The 24,503-nt window shown below is 61.8% G+C and carries 21 protein-coding genes and 3 pseudogenes; 13 read left to right on the forward strand and 11 right to left on the reverse strand.

The features are described 5' to 3' along the window. Positions 1-3 precede the first annotated feature (3 nt). On the forward strand, positions 4-957 hold the full coding sequence (locus OOJ09_RS30270) for an ABC transporter permease (protein ID WP_269908721.1): 954 nt from the start codon (positions 4-6) through the stop codon (positions 955-957). A 95-nt stretch (positions 958-1,052) separates the two neighbouring features. Further along, positions 1,053-1,736 carry an SGNH/GDSL hydrolase family protein gene (locus OOJ09_RS30275; protein WP_269908722.1) on the forward strand — a complete coding sequence of 228 codons (684 nt, stop codon included), beginning with the start codon at positions 1,053-1,055 and terminating at the stop codon, positions 1,734-1,736. 461 nt (positions 1,737-2,197) lie between these two features. Here OOJ09_RS30275 and OOJ09_RS30280 read toward each other — a convergent pair whose 3' ends face one another. Further along, a complete protein-coding gene (locus OOJ09_RS30280) occupies positions 2,198-3,019 on the reverse strand; it encodes a thermonuclease family protein (protein ID WP_269908723.1) in 822 nt (273 codons plus the stop codon). A gap of 202 nt (positions 3,020-3,221) precedes the next feature. Between OOJ09_RS30280 and OOJ09_RS30285 the strand changes: the two genes are divergently transcribed. Beyond that, positions 3,222-3,452: a hypothetical protein gene (locus OOJ09_RS30285; RefSeq protein WP_269908724.1), complete on the forward strand. Its 231-nt coding sequence runs from the start codon at positions 3,222-3,224 to the stop codon at positions 3,450-3,452. A gap of 176 nt (positions 3,453-3,628) precedes the next feature. On the opposite strand, the gene OOJ09_RS30290 is transcribed toward OOJ09_RS30285, so the two are convergent. The 7 genes from OOJ09_RS30290 to OOJ09_RS30320 form a co-directional block, all read right to left on the reverse strand. Further along, the gene (locus OOJ09_RS30290) at positions 3,629-4,936 is read right to left on the reverse strand and encodes an amidohydrolase (RefSeq protein WP_269908725.1); all 1,308 of its coding nucleotides are present in this window, start codon (positions 4,934-4,936) and stop codon (positions 3,629-3,631) included. A gap of 13 nt (positions 4,937-4,949) precedes the next feature. Next, positions 4,950-6,491 (reverse strand): aldehyde dehydrogenase family protein, encoded by a 1,542-nt coding sequence (locus OOJ09_RS30295; protein WP_269908726.1) that lies wholly within the window; start codon positions 6,489-6,491, stop codon positions 4,950-4,952. An 11-nt stretch (positions 6,492-6,502) separates the two neighbouring features. After that, positions 6,503-7,684: an iron-containing alcohol dehydrogenase family protein gene (locus tag OOJ09_RS30300; RefSeq protein ID WP_269908727.1), complete on the reverse strand. Its 1,182-nt coding sequence runs from the start codon at positions 7,682-7,684 to the stop codon at positions 6,503-6,505. Positions 7,685-7,740: 56 nt separating this feature from the next. Then, a complete protein-coding gene (locus OOJ09_RS30305) occupies positions 7,741-8,712 on the reverse strand; it encodes a sugar ABC transporter substrate-binding protein (RefSeq protein ID WP_269908728.1) in 972 nt (323 codons plus the stop codon). An 81-nt stretch (positions 8,713-8,793) separates the two neighbouring features. Further along, the gene (locus OOJ09_RS30310; RefSeq protein WP_269908729.1) at positions 8,794-9,777 is read right to left on the reverse strand and encodes an ABC transporter permease; all 984 of its coding nucleotides are present in this window, start codon (positions 9,775-9,777) and stop codon (positions 8,794-8,796) included. Next, on the reverse strand, positions 9,774-11,324 hold the full coding sequence (locus OOJ09_RS30315; protein ID WP_269908730.1) for a sugar ABC transporter ATP-binding protein: 1,551 nt from the start codon (positions 11,322-11,324) through the stop codon (positions 9,774-9,776). The genes OOJ09_RS30310 and OOJ09_RS30315 overlap by 4 nt, the downstream gene beginning before the upstream one ends. Next, positions 11,324-12,103, reverse strand: coding sequence for a FadR/GntR family transcriptional regulator (locus tag OOJ09_RS30320; protein WP_269908731.1), 780 nt, complete (start codon positions 12,101-12,103; stop codon positions 11,324-11,326). Before OOJ09_RS30320 ends, OOJ09_RS30315 begins: the two co-directional genes overlap by 1 nt. A 358-nt stretch (positions 12,104-12,461) precedes the next feature. Here OOJ09_RS30320 and OOJ09_RS30325 point away from each other — a divergent pair, with 358 nt between their 5' ends. Then, on the forward strand, positions 12,462-12,692 hold the full coding sequence (locus tag OOJ09_RS30325) for a DUF982 domain-containing protein (protein WP_269908744.1): 231 nt from the start codon (positions 12,462-12,464) through the stop codon (positions 12,690-12,692). A gap of 71 nt (positions 12,693-12,763) precedes the next feature. Then, entirely contained in the window at positions 12,764-13,357 is a 594-nt protein-coding gene (locus tag OOJ09_RS30330) for an SOS response-associated peptidase (protein ID WP_269908745.1), read from the forward strand. Between the two features lie 382 nt (positions 13,358-13,739). On the opposite strand, the gene OOJ09_RS30335 is transcribed toward OOJ09_RS30330, so the two are convergent. Beyond that, positions 13,740-14,483, reverse strand: a complete 744-nt coding sequence (locus OOJ09_RS30335; protein ID WP_269908732.1) for a hypothetical protein — start codon at positions 14,481-14,483, stop codon at positions 13,740-13,742. A gap of 307 nt (positions 14,484-14,790) precedes the next feature. Here OOJ09_RS30335 and OOJ09_RS30340 point away from each other — a divergent pair, with 307 nt between their 5' ends. The 8 genes and pseudogenes from OOJ09_RS30340 (at position 14,791) to OOJ09_RS30375 (ending at position 21,578) form a co-directional block, all read left to right on the forward strand. Continuing rightward, positions 14,791-15,111, forward strand: coding sequence for a hypothetical protein (locus tag OOJ09_RS30340; RefSeq protein WP_269908733.1), 321 nt, complete (start codon positions 14,791-14,793; stop codon positions 15,109-15,111). Positions 15,112-15,572: 461 nt separating this feature from the next. Next, the gene (locus OOJ09_RS30345; protein ID WP_269908734.1) at positions 15,573-16,535 is read left to right on the forward strand and encodes an ArdC family protein; all 963 of its coding nucleotides are present in this window, start codon (positions 15,573-15,575) and stop codon (positions 16,533-16,535) included. Next, positions 16,532-16,901, forward strand: a pseudogene (locus OOJ09_RS30350) (DUF2958 domain-containing protein); the annotation flags it as partial. The gene OOJ09_RS30345 and the pseudogene OOJ09_RS30350, both read left to right, overlap by 4 nt. 178 nt (positions 16,902-17,079) lie before the next feature. Continuing rightward, positions 17,080-17,529: pseudogene (locus OOJ09_RS30355) on the forward strand (ParB/RepB/Spo0J family partition protein); the annotation flags it as partial. Between the two features lie 176 nt (positions 17,530-17,705). Continuing rightward, positions 17,706-18,113: pseudogene (locus OOJ09_RS30360) on the forward strand (NAD-dependent epimerase/dehydratase family protein); the annotation flags it as partial. Then, positions 18,110-19,948, forward strand: coding sequence for a glycosyltransferase family 2 protein (locus OOJ09_RS30365; protein ID WP_269908735.1), 1,839 nt, complete (start codon positions 18,110-18,112; stop codon positions 19,946-19,948). The pseudogene OOJ09_RS30360 and the gene OOJ09_RS30365, both read left to right, overlap by 4 nt. An 83-nt stretch (positions 19,949-20,031) precedes the next feature. Next, positions 20,032-20,613: a DUF995 domain-containing protein gene (locus OOJ09_RS30370; protein ID WP_269908736.1), complete on the forward strand. Its 582-nt coding sequence runs from the start codon at positions 20,032-20,034 to the stop codon at positions 20,611-20,613. Then, complete coding sequence (locus OOJ09_RS30375; RefSeq protein ID WP_269908737.1) at positions 20,610-21,578, forward strand: glycoside hydrolase family 26 protein; 969 nt, start codon at positions 20,610-20,612, stop codon at positions 21,576-21,578. The genes OOJ09_RS30370 and OOJ09_RS30375 overlap by 4 nt, the downstream gene beginning before the upstream one ends. Before the next feature lie 126 nt (positions 21,579-21,704). Here OOJ09_RS30375 and OOJ09_RS30380 read toward each other — a convergent pair whose 3' ends face one another. After that, on the reverse strand, positions 21,705-22,619 hold the full coding sequence (locus OOJ09_RS30380; RefSeq protein ID WP_269908738.1) for a glycoside hydrolase family 26 protein: 915 nt from the start codon (positions 22,617-22,619) through the stop codon (positions 21,705-21,707). Between the two features lie 1,012 nt (positions 22,620-23,631). After that, positions 23,632-24,503: GGDEF domain-containing protein (locus OOJ09_RS30385; RefSeq protein ID WP_269908739.1), on the reverse strand; the 872-nt coding region annotated here is incomplete at its 5' end.

Raw genomic sequence — 24,503 nt, forward strand, 5'->3', positions numbered from 1 at the left:
ACGATGGCTGCCGTTCTCGCAAATCGGATCGCCCGGCGTCTGCGTCACATACCGCCATCCTATTTTGTTTTCATCGTGCTCCTTGCCACGCTGTGGATCGCGCGACCAAACATGCTCAACCTCAACATCATGGGCATCTTCATCAGACAGATCGTGCCGCTTGGCATCCTCGTACTGGGGCAGCTGGTGGTGATGCGGGTCAAGTCCATCGACCTGTCCGGCGGCGGCATTATCCTGTTGATCAATTATTTCATCTCGTCGGGCAGCTTCCCCGGCGCGGGGTTGCCGTTCTTCATCATGCTGGCGCTCGCCACCGGGCTGGTCATCGGCCTGTTCAACGGCTTGATGATCGGCAACCGGCGGGTGTCGGCCGTCATTGTCACGCTGGCCGTCAGCATCATCCTGGTCGGGCTGGTCCAGTTCCTGTCGAGCGGCAACCCGCCCGGGGACGTGCCGAGACTGTTCAACGACCTCTACAACACGAAATTCCTGTCGGTTCCGACACCTGTGCTGTTCTGGATTCTGCTGACCGCCGCGGTGTCGCTGCTTCTGTCGCGGACCGTGTTTGGCCGTTACATCGCTTCGGTCGGGGAGAATGCCGAAGCTGCTCATTTTTCCGGCGTACCGGTTCAGCGCACCGTTGTTCTGGCGCACACGCTCGCCGGCCTGATCGCGGCGATCGCGGCGCTGGTGCAGACCGGTTCGATCGCTGTCGGCAGTGTCCGCGTGGGTCTCGATCTGCCGATCCTGGCCGTCGCGGCGACCATCCTTGGCGGCGTCGTCTTCGGTCGCGGTGACGGTGGCGTCTGGGGGCCCTTCTTCGGTGCGCTGTGCTTCGCGCTGTTGTTCGTGGTGATGACGGTGCTCGGCGTCGATGAACCTGGGAAACTCATCGCCCAGGGCGTCATCATCCTTGGTGCGGCGATCTTCTACGGAGTGCGAGTGCGGACCCCCTGACTTCAAGAAATAGCGAAAGCCAGGCCCGCATCGGCATTGGCCGGATCGATGAGACCGATGCGTTCAGACAATTGCAACGAGATGGAGAAACATGGATGTCACCGCCAAGAAACATCATGTGCTACGGCGACTCGCTGACCTGGGGCTGGATTCCGGTCAAGGAGGGATCGCCGACCCACCGATACCCCTATGGCCAACGCTGGACGGGCGTCATGGCGGCGGCGCTCGGAGCGGGCCATCACATCATCGAAGAAGGCTTGAGCGCCCGCACGACCTGTCTCGACGACCCGAATGATCCGCGCCTGAACGGCGCGACCTATCTGCCGTCGGCCATCGCCAGCCATTTGCCGCTGGATCTCGTCATTGTGATGCTCGGCACCAATGACACCAAATCCTATTTTCGCCGGACGCCTCACGAGATCGCCAATGGAATGGCGAAGCTGGTTGGGCAGATCCTGACCAGCGCCGGTGGAATCGGCACCCCTTATCCGGCCCCAAAGGCGCTGGTCATTGCGCCGCCGCCGTTGACCCCGATGCCCGATCCATGGTTCGAGGGCATGTTTGGCGGCGGTCACGAGAAGTCGCGGGATCTGGCCAGGCAGTACAAGGCGATGGCGGATTTCATGAAGATCGATTTCCTGAATGCCGGCGATTTCATCACCACGGACGGTGTCGATGGCATCCATTTCACCGCCGCGAACAACGCCGATCTGGGGCGCGCGGTCGCCGACAAGGTCAAAACGATCCTTGCGCCGGGCACGGTCAGCACGGCCGTTTGAAGCCGCCACTCCCGTCGGCCTGCGGCACACAGCCCGACGGTGCAGGTGTATCGCATGCCTCCTGTGATACACACCACGGGACCGAACCATGAGTTGGGTCCCGTGGTTCTATTAAGGGCGTTCCGGATACAGATCCGCTTGCTCGGATGGCCTTATGGCCTTCGGCCCTGGGGTGCTTCCGGGCAGACTGACCACCAAAGTCCACGGGCTTGCCGATACGTTCGGTCGTCCAGGTTCCTGCTCGCCGCCGGGCAGAGCCATGACATCTTGGCCGCGCCCCCGGGGCCCTGTTTGCCGATCGGCCTACGATGTCAGCGCCCTGCGAAACCTCCCCGGCAAGATCGGGGCACAGCCGGTCATTCCCCAGACCCGCTCCCGATCAGTGCCGATCCCGCGCGCTTCGCAACGCGAAAACCGCGGGACGCGCCGCGCCGCTCCGCCGCGCACCCATTGTTGGCACGCTAACACAAGCTCTCACACGGGATACCGTCCTTATCGCGGTCGAGCTTGCCGCCCCATGGGCAGTTCACGAGATACCAATTCGCCTCGTCGCACGCGCTGATCTGGGAACAGGTTCGCCGCGGCTGGCACGAATAGGTCTGCGCCACCTGCCGGCCGACGAGGCCGAGACGCTGACGCGACGGGGTGCCATCCACTTGCCCCGCGCGCCAATCCCACGGGGCCTGAGAGGTCCCGGCCCACAGACCGACCTTCGCCGCTTCCGCCTTCGATTGCTGCGCTGCATAGGCGCCATGGCTGTAGCGGGGCCAGTCCAGAGCCTGGCCATGCTCGACCATCCAAACGGCAACGCTGGCGCCATCCGCGCGCCGGCAGTCACCGACAAAGCGGCCGTAGCGATCCCAGCTGACGAACTCGCAGTGGAGCGGCCTCGACGCGGCCAGGAAGGCGTCGAGGACAGCCGCGGCCTTCGCGCCGCATTGGTAGCGAACGCCGTTGGCGTGTTCGCATTGCTGGGCGGACTCGGGAGCGTCGATGCCGTTGAAGCGGATGCGCTGTCCGCGGACCTCGATCGTGTCGCCGTCGATGACTGAGGCGACGCCGACGATCGGCTCGGGCGTGCGTCCCACCCAGGGGGATGCATTCAGGTCGGTGGCGCTTTCGCTATGCTGCACGACGACTTGCGTCACGTACGCGGCCATCGCCGCCACCGCCATGAACACGAGCCGCTTTGGAATGGCTCCCGGCAGAAGTGCACGCTGCCGCTGTACGCCTCTCCGTTTGCGCTTGTCGTCAGACCAATTGTCTTGTGGGTATTTGTCCACGCCCCTCACTTCCCGAGGGCAGTATGCCACTGGCTCCGCTCGGCGTCCATAAGCGCTGGCTATGCCAACTGATTGCGGGTCCGCCAGTCGGTTGCAAGCTACCGCTTTTGACTGAGACGGTACCATCTTATATCTGCGTTGTTTCTAATATAAAAATGATGTTATGTCATGCGTTTGGGAGTGCGCAAGGGAGGCGATCCCAATGAGAATGGCTATATTTTGTGCGGCTATCGTCTTTGCCGCGACTGGTGTCGCTATTGCCAAGGAAAAGAAGGTGGCGATCAGTGACGCTGCTGCCCTATGCTCCTCCAAACATTCGGCGAAGAAGCCCGTTCCAGAGCTGGACTGCAGTTTGACCGGAACTGCCACACCGCCGGCAAAGCCACGTCTCGGATACAACGACTCCGATCCGTGGCTCGTACTTGGCTTTTGACTTTCCTGCGCCAGAGCAAAGCCAATCGCGACACGCGTCCGGCGGAATAATGGTTCAGCACAGCGACGACGGATTTGTCGGCCTTACGATGCCAATGAGGGCCATCGCCAGCTTTCTATGAATCGGTCCATGCCCCGGCTGCTCGCGTGGCGCGACCTTCGCACGCCGGTCGGCCTTTACAGGCGTGGCGCCTGCGCGGAAGACTCCTTGCCAGTCGAAAGCGCGGCCGCAATCAAGCCGCTCAACAAGAGAGTGCCACCCGCAAGCACTGTTTCGTCAAAGTCGAAATGAGGCGTGTGATGGCCGTCCGCAATATCAGCGCCTAGAACGAAGATACCGGCTATCCCGCCTCGGTCGGCAACAGCTGAAGCGAGAAGAGTTGCGTCCTCGCTCGCTCCGAAGGAGTGGGCGTCCACGACGTTGGGAAAGGCGCCAAGTTTGCTGTTTGCCGATTTGGCCCAGTCGACGATTCCCGATGGGTTGCGCCAATCCGATGCTTCGCCGCGAGGCTCGATACCCGTCGTGACTTCGTAAGCGGCGGCGCTCGCCTCGATCATTCGACGGCATCGTTTGTCGAGCAATTGTAGCGCCGGCATCGCGGCGGCGCGGATCTCAAACTCCAGAACCGCCTCGTCCGCCACGACGTTCAGGGTCTTGCCGGCGTGCAATGTTCCTACATTGACCCTGACGCCGGGTTCGCCCGACTGGGCGAGGCTGTGCAGACCAAGCGCGGCCTGACACGCAGCGAGCAGTGCGTTCCGCCCTTGCTCCGGCGATTTCCCGGCATGTGCGGCCAATCCAGAAAACATGACCGTGAACTTGCGCGTCGCCAGGAACCCACCGACGTCGAGCGCAAGGCTGCCCGACGGAACTCCCAGGCCAATGTGGATGGCGACAAACAGATCGACATCGGCCATCCAGCCGGCTTCGACCACGGCGCGTGCGCCGCGTCCACCTTCCTCTGCGGGCTGGAAGAGAATGAGGAGCTTCCCCGCTGCGTGCCCGAGAAGGGGCTGGAGGATTCGAGCCACGCCAAGTCCTATCGCGATATGGCCGTCATGGCCGCATGCATGCATCACCGAGGGCGTGGTGGATGCAAAACCTTTCGACGCCGGCCGATGACCGGAATCCGCCTCGTTGATGGGCAGCGCATCGATGTCGACGCGCAGGCATACCGTCGGGCCGGCGCGTCCGCCGTCGAAGACGGCCATGCAGCCGGTGTCGCCTTCGCCTGGGATCGGATGGCTACTCATGCCCAATCTGGATGCGCCGCGCAGCATGTCGCCACCCGTGACGACCTTGTATCCGAGCGCCTTGAGTTCCGAGCAGATGCGTCGAGTGGTTTCGATCTCACGCCAGCCCAATTCGGGATGAGCGTGAAATTCACGGCGCACGCGCACCAGCCAAGGAGAGATGGCACGCACGTCGCGTTGCAGGCGATCGGCCAACGCGGGACCTGGCTGTGCGAGAACATCCTCGCTCATTGCTGGCTGTCCTTCATGCCCACGGGCTTTGCCAGGCATGGTCTTCCATCCAGACGCTTTTGATTTTCATGTGCTGCTGTATGGCTTCGGAGCCCATCTCCAGCCCAACACCGCTCTGCTTGTAACCCCCATAGGGCGAACCGGGATGCAGGCTGTGCGCCGTGTTGATCCAGATCAGTCCTGACCGGGCCTCCCGCGAAACGCGGCGCGCGCGTTGAAAACTGTTTGTCCACACCGTCGTGGCCAGGCCGTAGCGGGTGGCGTTGGCGATCTCGATGGCTTCGTCTTCGCTGCTGAACGAGGTCACCGTTATCATGGGACCAAACACCTCTTCCTGGGCAATTGCGGCGGCCGGGCTCACGTCGAGGAAGATCGATGGCCCGATATAGAATCCGGCATCGGGAAGTGACCTGGGCGGAAGCTCGAAGCGCTTCATGCCCGAACTGGAAGCCGCCGCCAGGTGAGCAAGCACCCTGTTACGATGGCGAGCCGATATAAGCGGCCCGATCCGGGTATCGTGATCAAGCGGATCGCCAATGACAATGTCCTTGAGACGATCGGCGACCTTGGCGACGAATTCCCCGGCGATCGAGGCCTCGACAAGCAGGCGCGAGCCGGCAGTGCAGGTCTGTCCGGCATTGTTGAACGCCGAAAAAACAAGGGCGTCGGCCGCCCGGTCAAGGTCGGCATCGGCGAAAACCATGAAGCCGGTCTTTCCACCAAGTTCGAGGGTAACCGATTTTAGCAGATCGCCGGTGATCGCACCGATCCGGCGGCCGATGGTGGTGGAGCCCGTGAAGGTGATCTTTTCGATATCCGGATGGCGGACGATGGCGTCGCCTATGGCGGATCCACTGCCGTTGAGCACATTCAGCAATCCGGCCGGCAATCCCGCCTTGTGCGCGATCCAGGCCAGAAGCAAAGCCGACAGCGGAGATTCCTCCGCCGGCTTGAGGATGACGGCGTTGCCGGTGGCCAATGCCGGCGCGATCTTGCCTGCGGCATTGGTCAGTGGGTAGTTCCATGGCGTTATCGCGCCGACGATCCCCATCGGTTCGTATTCGACGAGGTTGGTGCGGTTGGGTTGAACGGGAACGACAGCGCCCCGCAAACGATCGGTGGTTCCGGCAAAGAATTCGAAGATCCGGGCGGCACGCTCCACGTCACGCGTCGCGGTGTCGCGAATGGGCCGCCCTGAATCCAGCGTGTCCAGCGTACCGAGCGCCTTCGCATGCAGCCTTATCTCGTCGGCGATCCTGCGCAGTATCCGGGCCCGGTCCTGACCATCGGACTGCCACCAGGCGAGCTGCGCACGCCGGGCGGCTTCGACGGCGGCCTCCAGATCTTGCGTCGACGCAACCACCACATCGATCAAGACCTCGCCGACAGTCGGGTCGACGCACGGCATGGTGGTGCCGGCTGAGGGTGCGTGCCAGGCGCCATCGATCCAAAGCGGCGCGACAGATCCGAAGCCCTCCGGCCAGCAGGCCGAAAGGCGCTCTTTTCGCAAGGCAAGCGGGATCGCTGGGCTGGCCGGTTTGATGCTTCTGGGCATTTTAGGTAATCCTACCAAGCTGACTGGAGCCAGGCGACGATCTCGGTCTGCGTCACCGGGCGAGGGTTCCAATATGTCTGAGGATCGGCCAGCACATCCTGGGCGATCCGCGCGAACTGTCCCGCCGGCAGGCCGATCGCGGAGAGGGTTCTGGGCGTACCCAGTCTGTCGGCCAGGCGTTCGACCTCGGCGATCAGCATCCGCGACGGATCGGTGTCACCTTCGCTTGCAATACCGGTTGCGCGGGCGATCTCGGCAAGACGATCGCGGGCGGCCTCGAGGTTGAAGCGAAGGCTGTGCAGGACCATCACGGAATTGGCGGCGCCATGGGAGAGGCCGTACCGGCCACCCAAACTGTGGCAAACTGAATGGCCGATTCCCAGCCAGGAATTGGCATAGGTGAGACCGGACATCGAAGCCGCGTCGATTGCCGTTTGACAGGTTTCGATCGACGGTCCGGAAAGCGACTGCGCAAAGGCTGGCAAGACGCGCAGCAGGCTTCGCAGGGCCGAGACCGCGAAGGCATCCGTGATCGGCTGGGCGCCTTTGGAATAGAACGCCTCGAGACAATGGTGCACCGCGTTCATGCCGCTTGCTGCCAGGATCGGGCGGGGCGTGGTTGCGATGACCTCGCCGTCGAGAAACACGGCGAGAGGCGTCAGTTTGGGATGCACGAAGATCAGTTTCTCGCCGCGTTGCGTGTCGGTCACCGCGCCGCCGCCGACCACGTCCGCCGCGGAAAAAGTGCTGGGGACCGTGAAGACGGGGAGCGGCTCGACATCGACATCGACGCTGTGGAACGTCGATGGCGGCTCGAAACGACTGACGAAATCGACGACGCTGCGGCCACTTGGAACCATGACAGCAATGGCCTTTGCGACATCATGCGCGACACCGCCACCGATCGAGATGACAGCGTCGGGCGATAGCGGAGCGACCTGATCGACCATCTGCTTGATCGAGGCGACCGGGGCATTCGGTTCCAGACGATCGAACAGCCCGGCAAGCTTCTGGCCGAGCGCGGCAGTCAATTCGTCAATGAAAGGTGTGTTTGCCTTGAGGCCCGCGCCGCAGACTACAACGACACGGCGGGCGCCGATCCGCTCGAGTTCAACTGGTATTTGAGATCGGCAGCCCGGTCCGCTGATGATGGTCCTGGGAATTGCCATCCCGTTGAAGCGGTGAAGGGTCATATCTTTTCCAAACGAAGCAGACGGCGGCGGCCGTACAGCCACCGCCGTGATTTCAATTATTTCCAATCCGCCGGCACGGTCTGACCGGAGAGATCGACGCCGTCCACGGTGGCCTTGGTGATCATGGTCGCCTGGGTCAGGGTTTCCTTGGGGATGGTCTTGCCCTCGGCGGCCTCGACGGCGCGCTGGACGGCAAGGCGGGCCATCGTCACCGGCTGGCTGACGATGGTGGCCTGGATCCATCCTTCATCGATCAGGCGCTTGGTCTCACTCTCCATGTCGGTGGTCAGGACCAGAACGTCGCCGGGATTCTTGCCGGCGGCGCGCAGCGCCTGCACGGCGCCGATCGCGATCGGACCATTGAAGGCATAGACGGCCTTGAGATCGGGCTGCGCCTGCAGAAAATCCTGCATGGTGGTCAGCGCGTCGGCCGAGGACGTCGAGGTGAATTTTTCGGCGACGACCTTCATGCCTGGATATTTTGACAGGTAGTCCTTGAAGCCGTTGACGCGGAAAAGCGTCAGATCAAGCCCGCTCGGGCCGGAGAGCATGGCGACATCGCCCTTGCCGCCGAGTTTGTCCGCCGCATAGGCGGCAAGCAGTTCGGTCATGACATAGGAGGGTTCGCCGACGAAGCCGGTGACCTTGTCGGTTTTCGTTGCAATGCCGTCGTTGACGACGGGGATGCCGGCTGCGACAGCCTTCTCCACGACGGGGGCAGTGCCCTCCGAGCTCGAAGGAACCAGCACGATGCCGGAAACCTTGCGCGTGATCACGTCCTCGATCTGCGAGACCTGCTTCTGCAGGTTGCCGTAGCCGCCGGCATCGTAGATCGTCACCTTGTAGCCCAGCTTCTTGCCTTCGTCGGTGTAGCCGAAAGCCTTCAGCTTGAAATAGGGGTCGCCTGCCGCCGGCAGCATGACCGCGATTTCCTTCTCCTGGGCGGCGGCGGAAGCGATTGCGCCACCAATTGCGACTGTGGCGGTCAGGCCGAACAAGGCCCCTCGGATTAGAGATCGATAACTCATTTTACTGTTCCTCTTCTCTGGACGTTTTTCACATCAAACACCCCGCTCCGGTTCCGCCGGATGCGGGGATTGCGGATACTGTCAGCCAGTTTCGCGACGCAAGGCGTTCGCCCAGGCCGACAGGATGATGATGGCGCCAACGATCACCTGCTGGGTGAAGGTGGAGATGGCGAGGAGGTTAAGGCCGTTCACCATGAAGGCGATGACAAGGACGCCGAGCACGGTGCGAAGCACGCCGCCACGGCCGCCAAAAATGCTGGTGCCGCCGATGATCACGGCGCCGATCGATTGAAGCAGCAGATCGCCGGAGCCGAGCAGCGGCTGGCCCGAGATGACGCGGCCGCTGAGCAGGAAGCCGGCTATGGCCGCAAAAGTCCCGCTCATGACGTAAATGAAGATCTTCGTGCGCGCGACATTGATGCCGGACATCAGGGCGACCTGCTCGGAGCCGCCGATCGCGTAGATGTGGCGCCCGACGGGCGTCCGGGTAAGGACGAAATAGGCGATCGCCACCAGGATGAAGGCAATGATCAGCGGCACCGGAAACGGACCGATGAAGCCGCCGCCGAACCAGAAGAAGATGTCGACGTCCGGCTGCGGCAAGCCAAAGACGGTCGAACCGCCCGAGACGACGAGGGCGGCGCCGGCGATCATGTAGAGCATGCCGAGGGTGACGATGAACGGCTGGATCCTGGCGCGGCCGATCAGCAGGCCGTTGGCGAGCCCGACGAGGATGCCCGAGGCGAGCCCGATCACGGCAGCCGGCACGATGCCGTAATTCATCATGATCGTGGCGGTGACGACGCTGACCAGGCTGATGATCGAGCCCTGCGAGAGATCCAGGCCACCCATCAGAAGCGCGAAGGTCTGTCCGCTGGCCAGGATGAGGAGCGGCGCGCTCTGCACGAGCACGTTGGTGATGTTGCCGGGCGTCAGGAAATGCGGGCTCGCCACCGAATAGATGACGAACATGAGCACGAGCGCAAGGGTCGGACCAAAAAGCGCCGGGTCGAAATTCAGCCTGCGCGTCCGGCGACCGACGGCGAGACTACTGGTGACGGTCATTGTTGGTGTCCAAGTGTTACCGCCTCGACAATGCGGCTTGCTGAAATGGTCTCGGCCTGGAATTCGGCGACGATCCGTCCCGCATGCATGGCGAGTACCCGGTCACCGATGGCGAGCACCTCCTCCAGGTCGGACGACACGACCAGGACCGTGCGCCCCTGCGCCGCCAGCTGGTCGATGAGGCCGTATATCTCGTCCTTGGCGCCGACATCGACGCCCTGCGTCGGCTCATCGAACAGGAAGATCGTCGCATTGGTCGAAAGCCATTTCGCCAGGACGACCTTCTGCTGGTTGCCGCCCGACAGCTTCCCGGCAACGGCACGCGGGTCTGGAGGGCGGATGTTGAGGCGGCCGATCAGCGTTTCGGCATGCGCGATCTGCCGGCTGAGGGAAAGCCCGAAGCGCGCGACAAACCGACTCAGGATTGGCAACGCCATGTTTTCGTAGACCGGCATCACGACCGACATGCCCTGTCCACGCCGGTCCTCTGGAATCAGGGCCAAGCCGGCGCCGATGGCCTGCATGGGTGTTTTCGGCGCAAAGATCTGGCCATCCATCCTGATTTCGCCCTGTTCGGCCTGACGCAGGCCGAACAGCGTTTCGAGCAGTTCGGTGCGTCCGGAACCGACCAGTCCGGTCAAGACGACGACTTCGCCCTTGCGCAGTGTGAGGGTGATATCCTGGAATTCCCCGCTGCGCGTCAGCCCCGATATCTCAAGCGCGGGCGCAGCTTGCCTGGAAACGCGCCCCCCGGAAACGTGACGGTCCCGTTTGGCAGCACCGCGCTCGTGGCCCGTGATCAACTGGATTATCTTTGAACGGTCGATATGCGCGATCGGGAACGTACCTGCGGAAACGCCGTCGCGCAGCACCGTAACGCGCTGGACCAGCGGCGCGATCTCTTCGAGGCGATGGCTGACGTAGACAATGCCGACACCGTCTGCCGCCAGTTTGCGGATGAGCCCGAACAGCCGCTCGGACTCGGCATGGCTCAGCGAAGCCGTCGGTTCGTCGAGGATCAGGATCCTGGCATTGCCGCGCAAGGCCTTGGCGATCTCGACCATCTGTCTCTGCCCGGAGCCCAATTCCGACACCAGGACGGTGACCGGAAACGAAGCGCCAACCAGATCGAGCAGGCGGCGGGCCTGGGCATGCATGGCGCGGCGATCGAGAACGCCCGGCGTTTTCGTCGTTTCGCTGCCGAGAAAGATATTGTCAGCGACGCTCAGATGCGGGACCAGCGCAAAATCCTGGTAGATGACGCTGATGCCGGCCCGCATCGCCGCGGCTGTATCCGCAAAAGCCACAGGCGAGCCGTTCAGCAGGATATTGCCGCTGTCGCGCTGGTAGAGCCCGGCCACGATCTTGATCAGCGTGCTCTTGCCCGCACCGTTCGCGCCAAGAAGCGCATGCACCTCGCCTTTGCGGACATCGAAATCGACGCCGGCAAGCGCCACGACGCCGGGGAACGATTTGCGCAGCCCCCTGATCGACAGGATCTCGTCGGCTTCCACGCGATCGTCCAGGGGCAAGGTCGCGGCGATCATCACGCGGTCCGCTGCCTCACCGGATTGGGCGAGTCGCTGAAAAACCGTGTCTGGACGATCGCGTCCAACTCCACGATGTGGCACGCGCATTCGCGCATATGGCGGGTCATGGCCTTGTGCACGCGATCCTTGTCACGTGCCCGGTAGGCCTCGAGAAGTTCGCTATGGGCTGTGTGGTTCTCGCGGTCGATCTTCAGTTGCCGCTGCTGGTACATGCGCTTGAAAACGACCTGGTCGGCCAGCACCTTGTTGATGAAGCGGCAGGTGAAGGAATAAAGCGAATTCGGCGAGCGGACGGCGAGAACGTTGTGGAATTCCAGTTCGTCCAGCCGCTGCTGGCGACGGAATTCGGGCGTGTCCTCGACCTGCGCGCAGGCTTCGATGAGATGCTGCAACCGGTCGAAATCGTCTTCGGTCAAAAGATCGACCACCGACACGGCCATTTCCGGCTCGACAAGCTGGCGCAAATCATAGATCTGGCCGGCCTGCAGATTCTGGAAGTAGAAGTAGTTCCCCAGAAGCCCCGCCGCCGTTTCGTAGCCGACCTCGGCGATGATAGCCCCGCCCGAGCGCCCGGCAACGATGCTGATCAGACCTTGAACCTCGAGCGCCTTCAGCGCCTCGCGCATGGTGCTGCGCGCGACGCCGAAAATCTCGACGAGCTCCTTTTCCTGCGGCAGGCGATCGCCCGGCTTGATGTTCTTTGCCATCAACCAGTGCTTGATCCGATCGACAACCTGATCGGAGAGCTTTCGCCGCGAGAGCGGTGCAACATCCATCTATGCCTATTCCATCTATTATCCTTATTATGATCATAATTAAATAGAGCGGTCGTCGTCAATCAGAATAAATCACAAATCTCAGAGCCGCATCGAGGCATCGAGGCTTGACGACTGGCTATTGCGGCGGTTGGTCATACCTCTGGCGTTCAGCAAGTCCGTCGGACTTGCCGAGGCGCGAAATCGCGCCGCGTTCCGAGGCAGGGTCACATATCTTTCCACCCTTGGTCATGGGCGATCACTGCCAGGGTTCTTCGGCTCCCTCTAGACCGGGAACCTATGATCTCATCGCGAATTGAGTCGTGTTCGCGTTTGGGAGGGTTGTTTGCAGGACCAACGGTTTGAAAAGCCTGTGCACGTGGCGCTCGGCAGGTCGAGGAACTTGGTCTACACCGTGGACCGGGTAGCACAGGCAGCGGACATCTTGCTGAACCGATGGCCGACGATGACCGGCAGAAAACATGTTGCTGCCCGCAAAGCCTGCCTTGGCGTTCTTGAGGGGCTCAAGGAGACCCGCGACGCTAGGAAGGCCTTCGTTGAGGCAGCGAAGGAGGCAGACATCCTCGTTGAGCGGGATCCGTTCAGTTGAGCGCCAATCTGCTTTTCATCGTGCCCGCGATAGCCTTACTTTACACAGGTCGCCCAGATCCGGAGCCTCTCATGTGCAACGATTACGAACAGCACGTACTCTGGGCCGAATATTGCCGGATGATGGCGTCACTGGCGCTTAAAGTCCCGACCCACCAGACCGAACTGGATTTGCCCCGGGCGGACGACGTTCGGATCAATGACCCAGCGCCGATAATGCGCGCCGCTGATGAGACGATCGAACTTGCATCGATGAACTTTGGATTTCCACCGAGTGGACCAAAAGGCGGGCCTGTGTTCAACTTCCGTTCCGAAGGGCGGCAATTCGGAAACAGCAAACGCTGCCTCGTTCCCGCGTCGGCATTCTTCGAATTCACAGGCACGAAATATCCGAAGGCGAAGCATCGGTTCACACTCAACGGCTCGCCGTTCATGGCCATCGCAGGGCTCTGGCGCGAAGCCATCGGCAACAAACCACCCACCTTCACAATGCTGACGACCGATCCGGGAGCAGATGTCGCGCCGTATCACAATCGGCAGGTTGTGGTCCTTCAGCCGGAAGACTGGGGGGCCTGGATCAATTTAACAAAGCCTGAGGCCAAGCTGTTGCGGCCGCTTCCCGCCGGGTCGCTCTCGGTCGAGACCGTTCGCCCCGAAAGTTCGTGACTTTAGCTGCGCAGGATCTCCGGCACGCTGAGCGGCCCGAGATCGAGAACTGGCGTGTATTCGCCCGTGCGGCGCCAGACGCCTCGCACCTTTCCGTTCTCCCGATCCCGCCTTGGATCGAACCTCAGCCCTTCGAAGTGATCAAGAAACGCCTCCGCCGACCCGGCATCGCTGAAGCAATGGAGCCGATAGGATTCATATTTGCCGTTCGGCCATATCGCCTGCACATGCCGCGTCTGATGCTTGAGCCCTCTTTCCTGACAGAACGTCGCGATTGTGGTGAAGTTCCGGTTCGTGCAGAGGTCATCCGGCAGCGCAACCTGGTGTGGCCAGTCGCGGTCGATGACCGATGGCGTTGGTGAGCCTCGACTGCGTTTGACCACTATTCGAAATGCATCGACTGGCCGCGCATCATTGCCAGCGTCAGCGCGATTGCAGGATTGGCCGGCGGCTTCTCCATGTGCAACGAGCCGTCGAAATCACGCCACGCCGCCATGCGCAATGCGTCATCGTCATCGCCGGCCGCCGGGTCGAAAACGCGGGCATCACAGGGATTTCGGTCAATCTCGATCGTCCAGTCCTTGAGTGCCTTGCGGGCCATCTCTTCGACCTGGGCGAGATCGCTGGTGAAGAAAGGGATACGGTCTCCATCTTCCGAAAGCGGCTCGACCCGATCCAGCGTCGGCCGCTCGGGAACCCAGCCCAGAACGAAGGCAATATCGAAATCGATCTGGCGGTCCGGGCCGGTCGTGATCTCCAGCCGTCTGACGACGTCAGGATAGAGTTGCCTCCGCTGCGGCCAGGTGTCCGGGATCGCCTCGGCCTGCAACTTCGTGCGGGCAACGTTGATCAGTTCCATGATTTGATGGCGCGGAACCTTGGCCTCCGGCCAGCCCGCACAACAGGCTGCCGCCGCGGCCTTGTCGGCTTCCATCCAGGCGGCCGCAGCTCGGTTCTCGTCCTCGGTAGGCTTGTCGTCGTCGGGAAAGCCCTTGATATCCCAGCCTTCCAACGCAAACAGGCCTTCCGCGCCTTGCAAGGCCGTTATGCCGGAGCGTGCAAACACCGCCTCAGCCGCCGCGACGCCGCGTGCGAGCTCTTGGGGTGTTGCGTTCCCGATGTTCAAGCGAAGTTCCATCATTCGCCTCCATGACTGATCCTGTTATGGGAACAAAATAAGAACAAAGTGTCAAGCGCACCCTTGACGAGAGAGGAATATGTTCCTTATTTCAGCGTGATCTGGAGCAGCAAGGGACCATGGCTCGGCGTCAATCGCGCTGGCCAGCGAAGCTATGGCAATAACGGCGGAAGACAATTTTCGGATCGAGGTCTGGGATTGCGAGGAGCAGGCCCTGTCGGAAACCATTTCGCGGTCCCCCGATTCCACGGTGAGCCAGGCAGCCTGGCAGGCTGCCATTCGGCGCCGGCCAGGCATGTTGCTGATCCACTACAACAGTCGGCATGTGATGGAGAAGATCCTGACGCCAGGCGAGGTGAAGATCCCGCCACAGACCATCATCGACGGTAGTGTTCACGCCGGTCTCGATGTGGCGCTTGGAGACCTTCGCGAATGGCATGTGCTGCGGGCCTGGTGCAGGTCCTGTTCGCACCATGCAACGGTAAAGCCTGCCGGGCTCATCCAGCGCTATGGCAAAGGCGCTCTATTCAGTTCGGTCGAGCGCGCGCTTTTTTGCACCAGTTGCGACAGGGGCGGGCCTGTCAGGCTGGAAATTCACGAGCTGCCACGCAATTGAGGGAGTTGAAGGGATGCACGATCCGATCGATTTCTTCCAGGCCAACTCGGGGCTGCACTGGCCGATCCTATCGTCGCCGATAAGCGGCCGGACTGTCGAGAAAGGGGGGGTCGCGGCCCGTTCGCCCATCCTGACGCAAAAACATGCGGACCGCCGCGGACGGGGACCGTCGGTCCCGCGTCCCGTCCTGCGGCCGGCGCTATGCTGACGCTCCTACGGCTGTCCCGTTCACCGTCCGCGGCGGGGGCGAATTTCCTCCGTCCTGCGCACGACAACCGTCACTGTTGCGGACGCGCGCAGGACTGCGGTTTATACGCCGTTCTTCCTTAGAGCGCCGCCGAGCGCCGGCGCGGCTGGTGTCCCCTTTCAGCAGGAGCCCCGGAGTGAGAGTGGGGGGGTGTTTGTCGTGACGGGTTGAGGGCTGGAGGAGAGGCCTCCGGCGCCCGTCGCGGAGAACCGCGATGTCCAGAAACCACCGCAACGCTCGCGCCGGCGCGGACCGGACGACCCTTTATGACGATATCACCAGCAAGATCATCGCCGAGTTGGAGGCCGGCCGCTTCCCATGGGTTCAGCCCTGGGGCACCGCGGCAGCGAGGGCGCCGCTCGCCATGCCGAAAAACGCCGCCACGGGCCGAGCCTACACCGGCATCAACGTCCTCCTTCTCTGGGGCGCCGTGGTCGAGCACGGCTTTCCAAGCCAGGGCTGGCTCACCTTCCGACAGGCTCTGTCGCTCGGCGGCAACGTCATGAAGGGCGAGCACGGCACGACCATCGTCTATGCCGATCGTTTTGTCCCCGACGATGAAAAGAAGCGCGCCGCGGAGACCGGCGACGAAGCGGCGGCCATCCCGTTCCTCAAGCGCTACACCGTCTTCAATGCCGCACAGTGCGAGGGTTTGCCGAGGGACGTAGCGGTCGCCGCGCCACCGCCGCCGGCCGGCCAGATCGAGCCCCAGGTGGAGGCCCTCATCAAGACGACCGGCATTGCGTTCCGCATCGGTGGCGACCGGGCGTTTTATGATCCGGCACAGGACTATGTGCGGGTGCCGCCGCCGGCCGCCTATTTCGAGCCTATCAACTGGCACCGCACGGCGCTGCACGAGATGGGGCACGCCACCGGCCATGCCTCGCGGCTCGGCCGGGATCTCGGCGGTTCGTTCGGCACCAAGAAATATGCGTTCGAGGAACTGGTCGCAGAGATGAACGCGGCCTTCTGCTGCGCCTCGCTCGGCATCGTGCCGACGGTGCGCCATGCAGACTATCTCGGCTCCTGGCTCGAGGTGCTGCGCGAGGACAACCGCGCCATCGTGCGGGCCGCCAGCCAGGCGAGCAAGGCTGCCGACTGGCTGCTCGCCCTCCTTCCGGAAACCGACGCCATGGTCGAGGCCGGCCAGCCCGAGATCGACAGGAGGGCTGCATGATCCTCCTCACGAGGAACTGCGCGAGCGCCTGCTCGCCAATGGCCGCGAGCGCAACGCCGATCACATACCGGTCGTGAAGTTCTTTAATCCGCTTGGCGAAGGAGTATGGCTCGCGACCGAGCTGGATGCCGATGGCGACGCCATGTTCGGTCTCGTAGATCTCGGCTATCCCGAGTTGGGCAGTTTCTCGCTCATCGAGATGACGTCGGTCCGTCTGCCCTTCTGCATGGCATCGAGCGCGACATTCTCGCTACCACCGACCTGCCGATTTGGGCCTGGGCACAAGCCGCCCGCCGGACCGGAAGCATTCGCGACGCCGAACGCGCCCTCTACTGCGCCGCCCAGTCTGTCGGGACGGCGCGTGGATCCCAGCTTGAAATGCGTAGAGCCGCAGATGCGCAAAGTCATGTCTGCGGCCCTGCGCTCCTCCCGATCTTGCGTGTGCGGCGCAGTCCTCAGAGTGAGAGGGCTGCGCCCGTCTTTGTGACGGGTTTGGAGGTCGAGAGAGTCTCGGCCGCCCGTCACGGAGATAGTCCCCATGGCAATGCCCAAGCAGAAGATCAACCTCAACGCCTCGCGTGACATTCCTTTTAACAAGCTGGTGCTGAGCCAGTCCAATGTCCGGCGCATCAAGCGCGGGGAAACGATCGAGGACCTCGCCGCCTCGATCGCACGGCGCGGCCTGCTCCAGAGCCTCAACGTCCGGCCAGTGCTGGATGGGGAGGGTAACGAGACCGGTATGTTTGAGGTGCCGGCCGGTGGGCGCCGCTATCGCGCGCTGGAACTGCTGGCCAAGCAGAAGCGCATGGTCAAGACCGAGCCCGTTCCCTGTGTCGTCACCGACGCCAATAGCGAGGTCCCGATCGAGGAGGATTCGCTGGCCGAGAATTTTCAGCGCGAGGATTTACATCCCCTGGATATGTTCCGCGCCTTCCAGACGCTGCACGACCAGGGCGCCAGCCATGAGGAGATTGCGGCACGCTTCTTCGTGTCCGCCACCTTTGTCCAGCAGCGCCTGCGGCTTGCAAAGGTCTCGCCCAGGCTACACGATATCTACGAGCAGGACGGCATGAAGCTCGATCAGCTCATGGCCTTCACCGTGACCGACGATCACGCCCGTCAGGAACAGGTCTGGGCGGGGCTCGAGCATTCGTGGTCGAAGGAGCCGCACCAAATCCGGCGCATGCTGCGGGAGGCAGGATCTCGCATCTGCCGGTCTTCGGCGATGACTACGAGACGTCGGACGGAACCTGCGTTCGCGACTACATCCATGTCAACGACCTCGCCCGCGCGCACCTGCTGGCGTTCGATCATCTGAAGGCAGGCGGCGAGAACCTGGCCGTCAATCTGGGGACCGGGAAGGGATCGTCCGTCCGCGAGATCCTGGACGCGGTTGCCAGGGGCACGGGACGGCCGGTTCCCATCGTGTTGCATCCAAGGCGTGCCGGTGATCCGCCGACGCTTTTTGCCGATCCGGGCATGGCCCAGCGGACCTTGGGTTTTTCAACCGAATGCTCCGATCTGGACACGATCGTGCGGACCGCCGCGCCGTTTTTCGGGCTGGAGCCGCGAGCATGACACGGCATCGCGACAAGCGCGCACCGGAGATGGATGACGGCGCCGAACCGCTGATGGTTCCACTGCTCGACGGCTATCGCCGCGCCGAACATCTGGCCGGCGCTTGCGTCTGGTTTTTGGCGCTTGTCTATTTCTGGGCGTGGTGGATCGATCCATCGCACTATCTCGGGCTCTTTGGCTTTCTGACGGTTTCGCTGCCGCTTGCCTGGGTCACTTTTTTGCCGGGCTATTTTCTCGCGGTCTTCAATCGTGCCTGCAAGCCGAACGGCCCGCTGCGGCTGCCAGCCGGCAACCGCGTTGCGATGGTCGTGACCAAAGCCCCTTCCGAGCCGTTTTCCGTGGTGGCCAAGACGCTCAACGCGATGCTGGCTCAGGACGTGCCGCATGACACATGGCTTGCCGACGAGGATCCGTCCCCGGGAACATTGCGCTGGTGCGAAGAGCACGGCGTCTTCGTTTCCACGCGCAAGGGCAGGAGCGACTATCACCGGACCACCTGGCCGCGGCGTATGCGCTGCAAGGAAGGAAACCTTGCTTTTTTCTATGACCGCTACGGCTATGAACGCTACGATTTTGTAGCGCAGCTCGACGCCGACCATGTCCCGGAGCCCGGCTACCTCTATGAAATACTCCGGCCCTTTGCAGACTCGAAAGTCGGCTATGTGTCGGCTCCGTCGATATGCGACGCCAATGCAGTCGGGAGCTGGTCTGCACGCGGACGGCTCCACGCCGAGGCCAGCATGCATGGATCGCTCCAGGCCGGCTACAATGGTGGTCTCGCACCGCTTTGCATCGGATCGCATTACGCTGTCCGCTGCTCGGCGCTCAAGGAGATTGGTGGGCTCGGTCCGGAACTCGCGGAAGATCACTCCACGACCCTGATGATGAACGCCTATGGGTGGCGTGGCGTCCACGCGCTGGATGCAATTGCCCATGGCGACGGTCCGCGCACTTTCGCGGATCTCGTAACCCAGGAATTTCAATGGTCGCGCAGCCTCGTGATGCTGCTCCTCCAATATTCGCCGAGCTTCGTTCCCCGTCTGCCGACCAGACTGAAGCTTCAATTCCTGTTCTCACAGCTCTGGTATCCCCTTTTCGCGGTGTTCATGGCGCTGATGTTCGCGCTGCCGATCATCGCGCTCCTGCGCAACGAGAACTTCGTCGCGGTCACCTATCCAGGCTTTCTTGCGCACTTCGCGCCGCTTTCTGTGGTCCTGATCGCTCTGGCTTTCCGTTGGCGTGCGACAGCAACCTTCCGGCCATTTGACGCAAAGATCCTGAGCTGGGAGAGCATGCTGTTCCTGGTCGCGCGCTGGCCCTGGGCGTTGGCCGGGACGATCGCGGCTGTTCGCGACTGGCTTACGGGTTCGTTCGTCGACTTTCGCATCACGCCGAAAGGAACGTCGGAAGTTGACCCGCTGCCGTTGCGCGTGCTCGCGCCTTACGCATTTCTGTCGCTGGCATCAATATTTCCGGTGCTGCTGATAAGCAACGCCGGCGAGACCCGCGGATTCTACGTCTTCGCGATCATCAATTCTGTGCTGTACGCACTGTTGCTTCTCGTTATCGTGGTCCAGCACAGCCGTGAGAACCGCGTCAGGCGTAGCCGCGGGTTCAGCCGCACCGCGATGGCGGCGAGCTTGCTTGTGCTCTTCCTGCTGCCCGGCATCGCTACGACCGAGCGTGGGAAGGACGGCCTGCAATCACTGGCCTGGGGCGCAGGTCGGGTCAGCCTTTTTGATGCAAGATACTCCGTCGCCGGTGCCGGGCTCGGAACGACGCTGATCAGCACGATGGTATTCCATCCCAGATGGCTTCCACGCGAGCCTAGCTGAGCATCGCTGCGCCCACCGCACCCATCAATGGACATCTCCGGGCCGTTGCCGGGGAAAAGATGTTGTGAACGAGAACTGAAATCATGGAAAAGTCACCTGACGTCAGCCGTAAGATGACGGTTATGAAGGCGGGGCTGGCCTGCCTTCTAACGGCGTCCTGCCTCCTGTCGACCTTTGCATCCGGCAGCCCGATTGATATCGGCTCCGGTGATCCCACACCTCCTGCGAATGCCCGTCCCATGACCGGCGCCGAGCTCTACATGCTCTACCGCGACAAGTCGTGGCCATGGCCGGACGGAGCGGGCCGGCTGCAGACCGACGGACGCCGCTTCACTGCCTGGTCGGGCTCGGGTGACAAGGCCAGCTGGGCGGTCGGACGATGGACCGTAAGCGATCAAGGCCGTCTGTGTTTCAAGGCCCAATGGCACACTGTGTCGGGGGCGTATCCGAACACCACCTGCTTCATCCACAAGAAGCTCGGCAACATTGTTTATCAGAAAAGGCAGCCATCGGGAGACTGGTATGTCTTCAAACATGCCGAACCTGCTGACGATGAGTTCAGCAAGTTGGCCGACCGGGATCTGGTCTCCAACAATCTCGAGCGGATCAAGGCTGACCTTCAGCCCGCTCCCCCAATCCATTCCAATATGAGGACAAAGCCATGAAGACCTTCACCAGGAAGGCCGTGCGAGTAAGCGTATTTTCGCTCGGCATACTTGCGCTAACCGGAGCCGTGCTGGCTGCCAACTTCCCGCTCGGCGTTCCCGCAGCGGGCACGCCGGCAAACGAGCACGTTACCGACAAGCGGCCCCTCATCACCGAGACGTCGATCGACTTCGGCGCCTATGACCCACACGGCGACTTCGGCAGCGACCAGAACGTCAGCATCGAACACCTCTTCCTTCCCTGGGAAGACGTCGACCTCTCAACGCTGTCCATTGCCGACGAATATGCCCTTCAGCGCAAGCGCACGCTTCTGATTACGGTCGAGCCCTGGTCCTGGTCGGTTGGCTGGCGGGTGAGCCCGGACCAGCTCCTGAACGGAATCCTGAGTGGCCGCTATGATGCCAACATGGCGTCTGTTTGTTCTGCCGCCGCCGCGCTCAAGAGCCCGGTAATCATCCGGTGGGCGCAGGAGATGGACGAGACCGACAACCAGTTCAGCTGGGCACACTGGAAGCCGGAAAGCTATATCGCCGCCTATCGCCGGATGGTTGGGGTATGCCGCCAACATCTGAAGACGGCCAAATTCATGTGGTCACCAAAAGGTAATCCTGCCCTGGCCAACTTCTATCCGGGCGACGACGATGTGGACGTCGTGGGCCTGTCCGTGTTCGGTTACCAGAAATACGATCGCGACCATTTCGGAAAGGACCGGACGTTCATGGAGGCGCTGGAACCCGGATACCGGCTTGCCGAACGCTTCGGCAAGCCCGTCATGGTGGCCGAACTCGGCTATGAAGGCGATCAGACTTATGTGACGAACTGGGCCGAGACCGTCGCGCAGACGCATCCGGAGTTCCCGCACCTGACTGCCGTCGTCTACTTCAATGATCGCGAGATCTATCCCTGGCCGAATGGCTATGGCCGGCCCAATTGGCGGGTCGTCGCCGGACCGGTTACGAACTGAAGCATCGTCGCCGCGGGGTGATCCGGTCTTCGCAATCAATGCGGCAAAACAAAATTTGGAGCGGCCTGCCGGTTCCAGGCAAGCGCCGAAGCCGCTCCGACGACCGTCGCCGGAACGCCAATTGCTTCAGGGGGCGAGATCCGATGCCGTCATGCGCCAATCCGGAGAGCCATATCCATTCGGCCAATGGGATGGTTCCCTGTCATTGAAATAGACAGCGCACGTCAGGAGCGGGAAGGGGCCGCTGCCTGTCGAGAGCGCCGAGATAGCCGACATCCAGGCTTGCCGGTAGCGCTTGCGCCCGGCCACTCCCAATTCCGCGATGATGACGGGCTTGCCGAATTTTTCGACGCGCCGATACTTCTCGCCGAACGTCTCGGCAAAACCGCGCGGCCTGCCGTATTGTTGCCGATCCTGCTTTTCCAATCCCCAGACAGACACGCCGACGAGATCGACATAGGCGTCGCCCGGATAATAGTCGGTAAGCTCGCGCTCACCCTTTGGCGACCAGACGTAGCGCGTTCGCGGAGCTATTTTCCGGCACGCCTCCACAAAGTACCGGTACGCGGCGATGTAGCCGGGCGCATCGCCGCGCGCCCAAGGGTAGCGGCCCGACGGCCGTTCCATTTCATGACCCCAGCGAACCCAGGTAACGCCCGGAAAGCTCGCGACGGCGCCGCAGACGGCGGCGATTTGCCGGTCGAATTCGCCGTTCCTGATGTCCGTGAACAGAAGGTCCCCGCCATCGCGCCAATTCGCTGCTTTCGTATAGGGTTCGACCGTAACCATGAGCGTGCGCCCCTTCATCCGGGCGAGGTGCATCTTGGCGGCGAGCATCGGCTCATCCACCGCCTGCCAATAGAGAAAGACATGCTCGATGCTGGACTGGTCGGAGTTTCGCAGCAGGTCATGCGGATCGTAGGCGCCGAACGTCACCGTCTGGAGAGCGGACTGTCCGTCATCAAAAAGGTGCGGCTCGATCGAAGCGGCTTTGGTTTCTGCCATATCCGAGCGTAACCCTGCGGCCGCGGCGCCCGGCAAGGCCAGTTGAAGAAACACAAGCCACAAGGCCAAGATACTTCCACGAGGCATGGGGCCTGCCTATGCCGTATATTTGCAGCTATCCCTTACGTAGAAAGCAGCCCGACGTCCTCCCGAAGCCGCTCGGTGTGCAGATATAGGGCGCCCGGCCGAGAAAACCGTAGCTCGCAACTCGTACGGGAAGCAAGCTTGCGGAAACCTTTTCGGGCACTTTCATCGTCCTTTTGCCGGGGAACATAACCGGGTGCCGCGATCCTGTCGATATCGACGACACAGTCGCCGTATCAGGCGCCAGGGCACAGCCAGAAACGAGCAACGAGAATGCTGACGCTGTCAGGACGTGCTTTAGAAAATTATAGAGGTGAATGCCAGAGAACAATTTTACGAACGAAACCACATTGCTTCGCAACCGGTGTGACGATCTTTTGCACGGCATAACAAGATTTCCCCTACGCTTCACATTTCTATAAATGAAACCTATTTAATTGCGCTTAACGGGTCTCCAAAAATGCACGTACTGACTGCAACCTAAAAGTCACTGGTCCCACGACAAGCACTGTGACAAAAAGGCTTCCTCTTCCAGCCGGCCGGAGAAGCCGGCAAGGGCAGCGGAACTCACAGACGCCCTTGGCGACCGATGTCGCCATTGGACTTGCTGGCGAGGACAAGGTGTCGGTGTCCCAGTTGATCCCCGGCAGCGAAGACTTCTCCTATTTCCTTGAGGAGCGTTGGCGGTCCGCCTCGCGGTGCACGGCGCCTTGCAACTCGCGAGAGGAGCAGTCTCCAGAATTCGAATGGAAGCGGTCAGCTGCAAATACCTCCGTGGACGTGTCGCGATGCCTAAATTGCGTTCTGGGTCGATGGGCATGTCGCCTCGGTTCGCGTGACAACGTCTTCCCAGGTGACACGTTGTCAGGAATTGGAGCCTCCGATAAACCCTGGCGGTGCAATTCGATCATGCGTCACATTGCGATGGGAAGCTCCTTTTCGACCGGGCAGTTCGCAGCGACAACTAACAACGTGACGCCTTTGCCAGGTGAATCTTATGAATACCGGCATCGACTTCGACGCGATCACGACCATTCAACTTGGCGTGGTAGAGGGCAGCATCGGCCCTTTCCAAGGCCTCGGAGATCGTGGTCTCCCCGCCCAGCACCACCGCCACTCCTATGCTCAATGTTGCGTGAACGTCCTGATCGTTGACTTGGTTGGCCGATGAAGAGAACGCCTCCCTGAGACGGTTCGCGATCTGCGCCGCCTCGCGGCTATGAGTACGGGGGAGTAGCACTGCGAACTCCTCGCCACCGAGCCGCCCTACGATGTCGAAAGACCTCAGTTGCTTCCGCGCCACTTCAGCAAACACCCGCAAGACGGTATCGCCAACGCCATGCCCGAATGTATCGTTCACCGCTTTGAACCGATCCAAATCGACGGCAAGCAAGGTACAGGGGGCACCCGTGCGGCGGCAGCGCTCGAGCATCCTGTCGCTCGCAAAAAAGAAGGCACGGCGATTTGACAGTCCAGTCAACGGATCGGTCAGCGAAGCGATCTTATGACGAGCCTCGCTCCGCTCCTTGAGCATGGCAACCATGAACAGCGCCGTTCCGATGAAGTACACCATGGATTCGATATGTATCAGACCGAACCACTGCGAGAATGAGGGCACCCCGGAGGGCAACGATTGCCGCAAGACCTGTTCAGTCAAGCCAACGGTGTTCGTCAAGCCATGCAGAAACATCAACACAGCCAGAGGCAATCTAGCAGCGAGCGTTTCATGCCTCCCTCGCCACAGGACAAAAGCAGATATGAAGAACAGTGTCGCCACAATGGCCAACTGCAGCTGCCGTATGAGGTTGGCATGACTGCCTAACACGGTCAGTAGAG

The sequence above is a fragment of the Mesorhizobium qingshengii genome, from assembly GCF_027563465.1.
GTDB classification, from domain to species: domain Bacteria; phylum Pseudomonadota; class Alphaproteobacteria; order Rhizobiales; family Rhizobiaceae; genus Mesorhizobium; species Mesorhizobium qingshengii_A.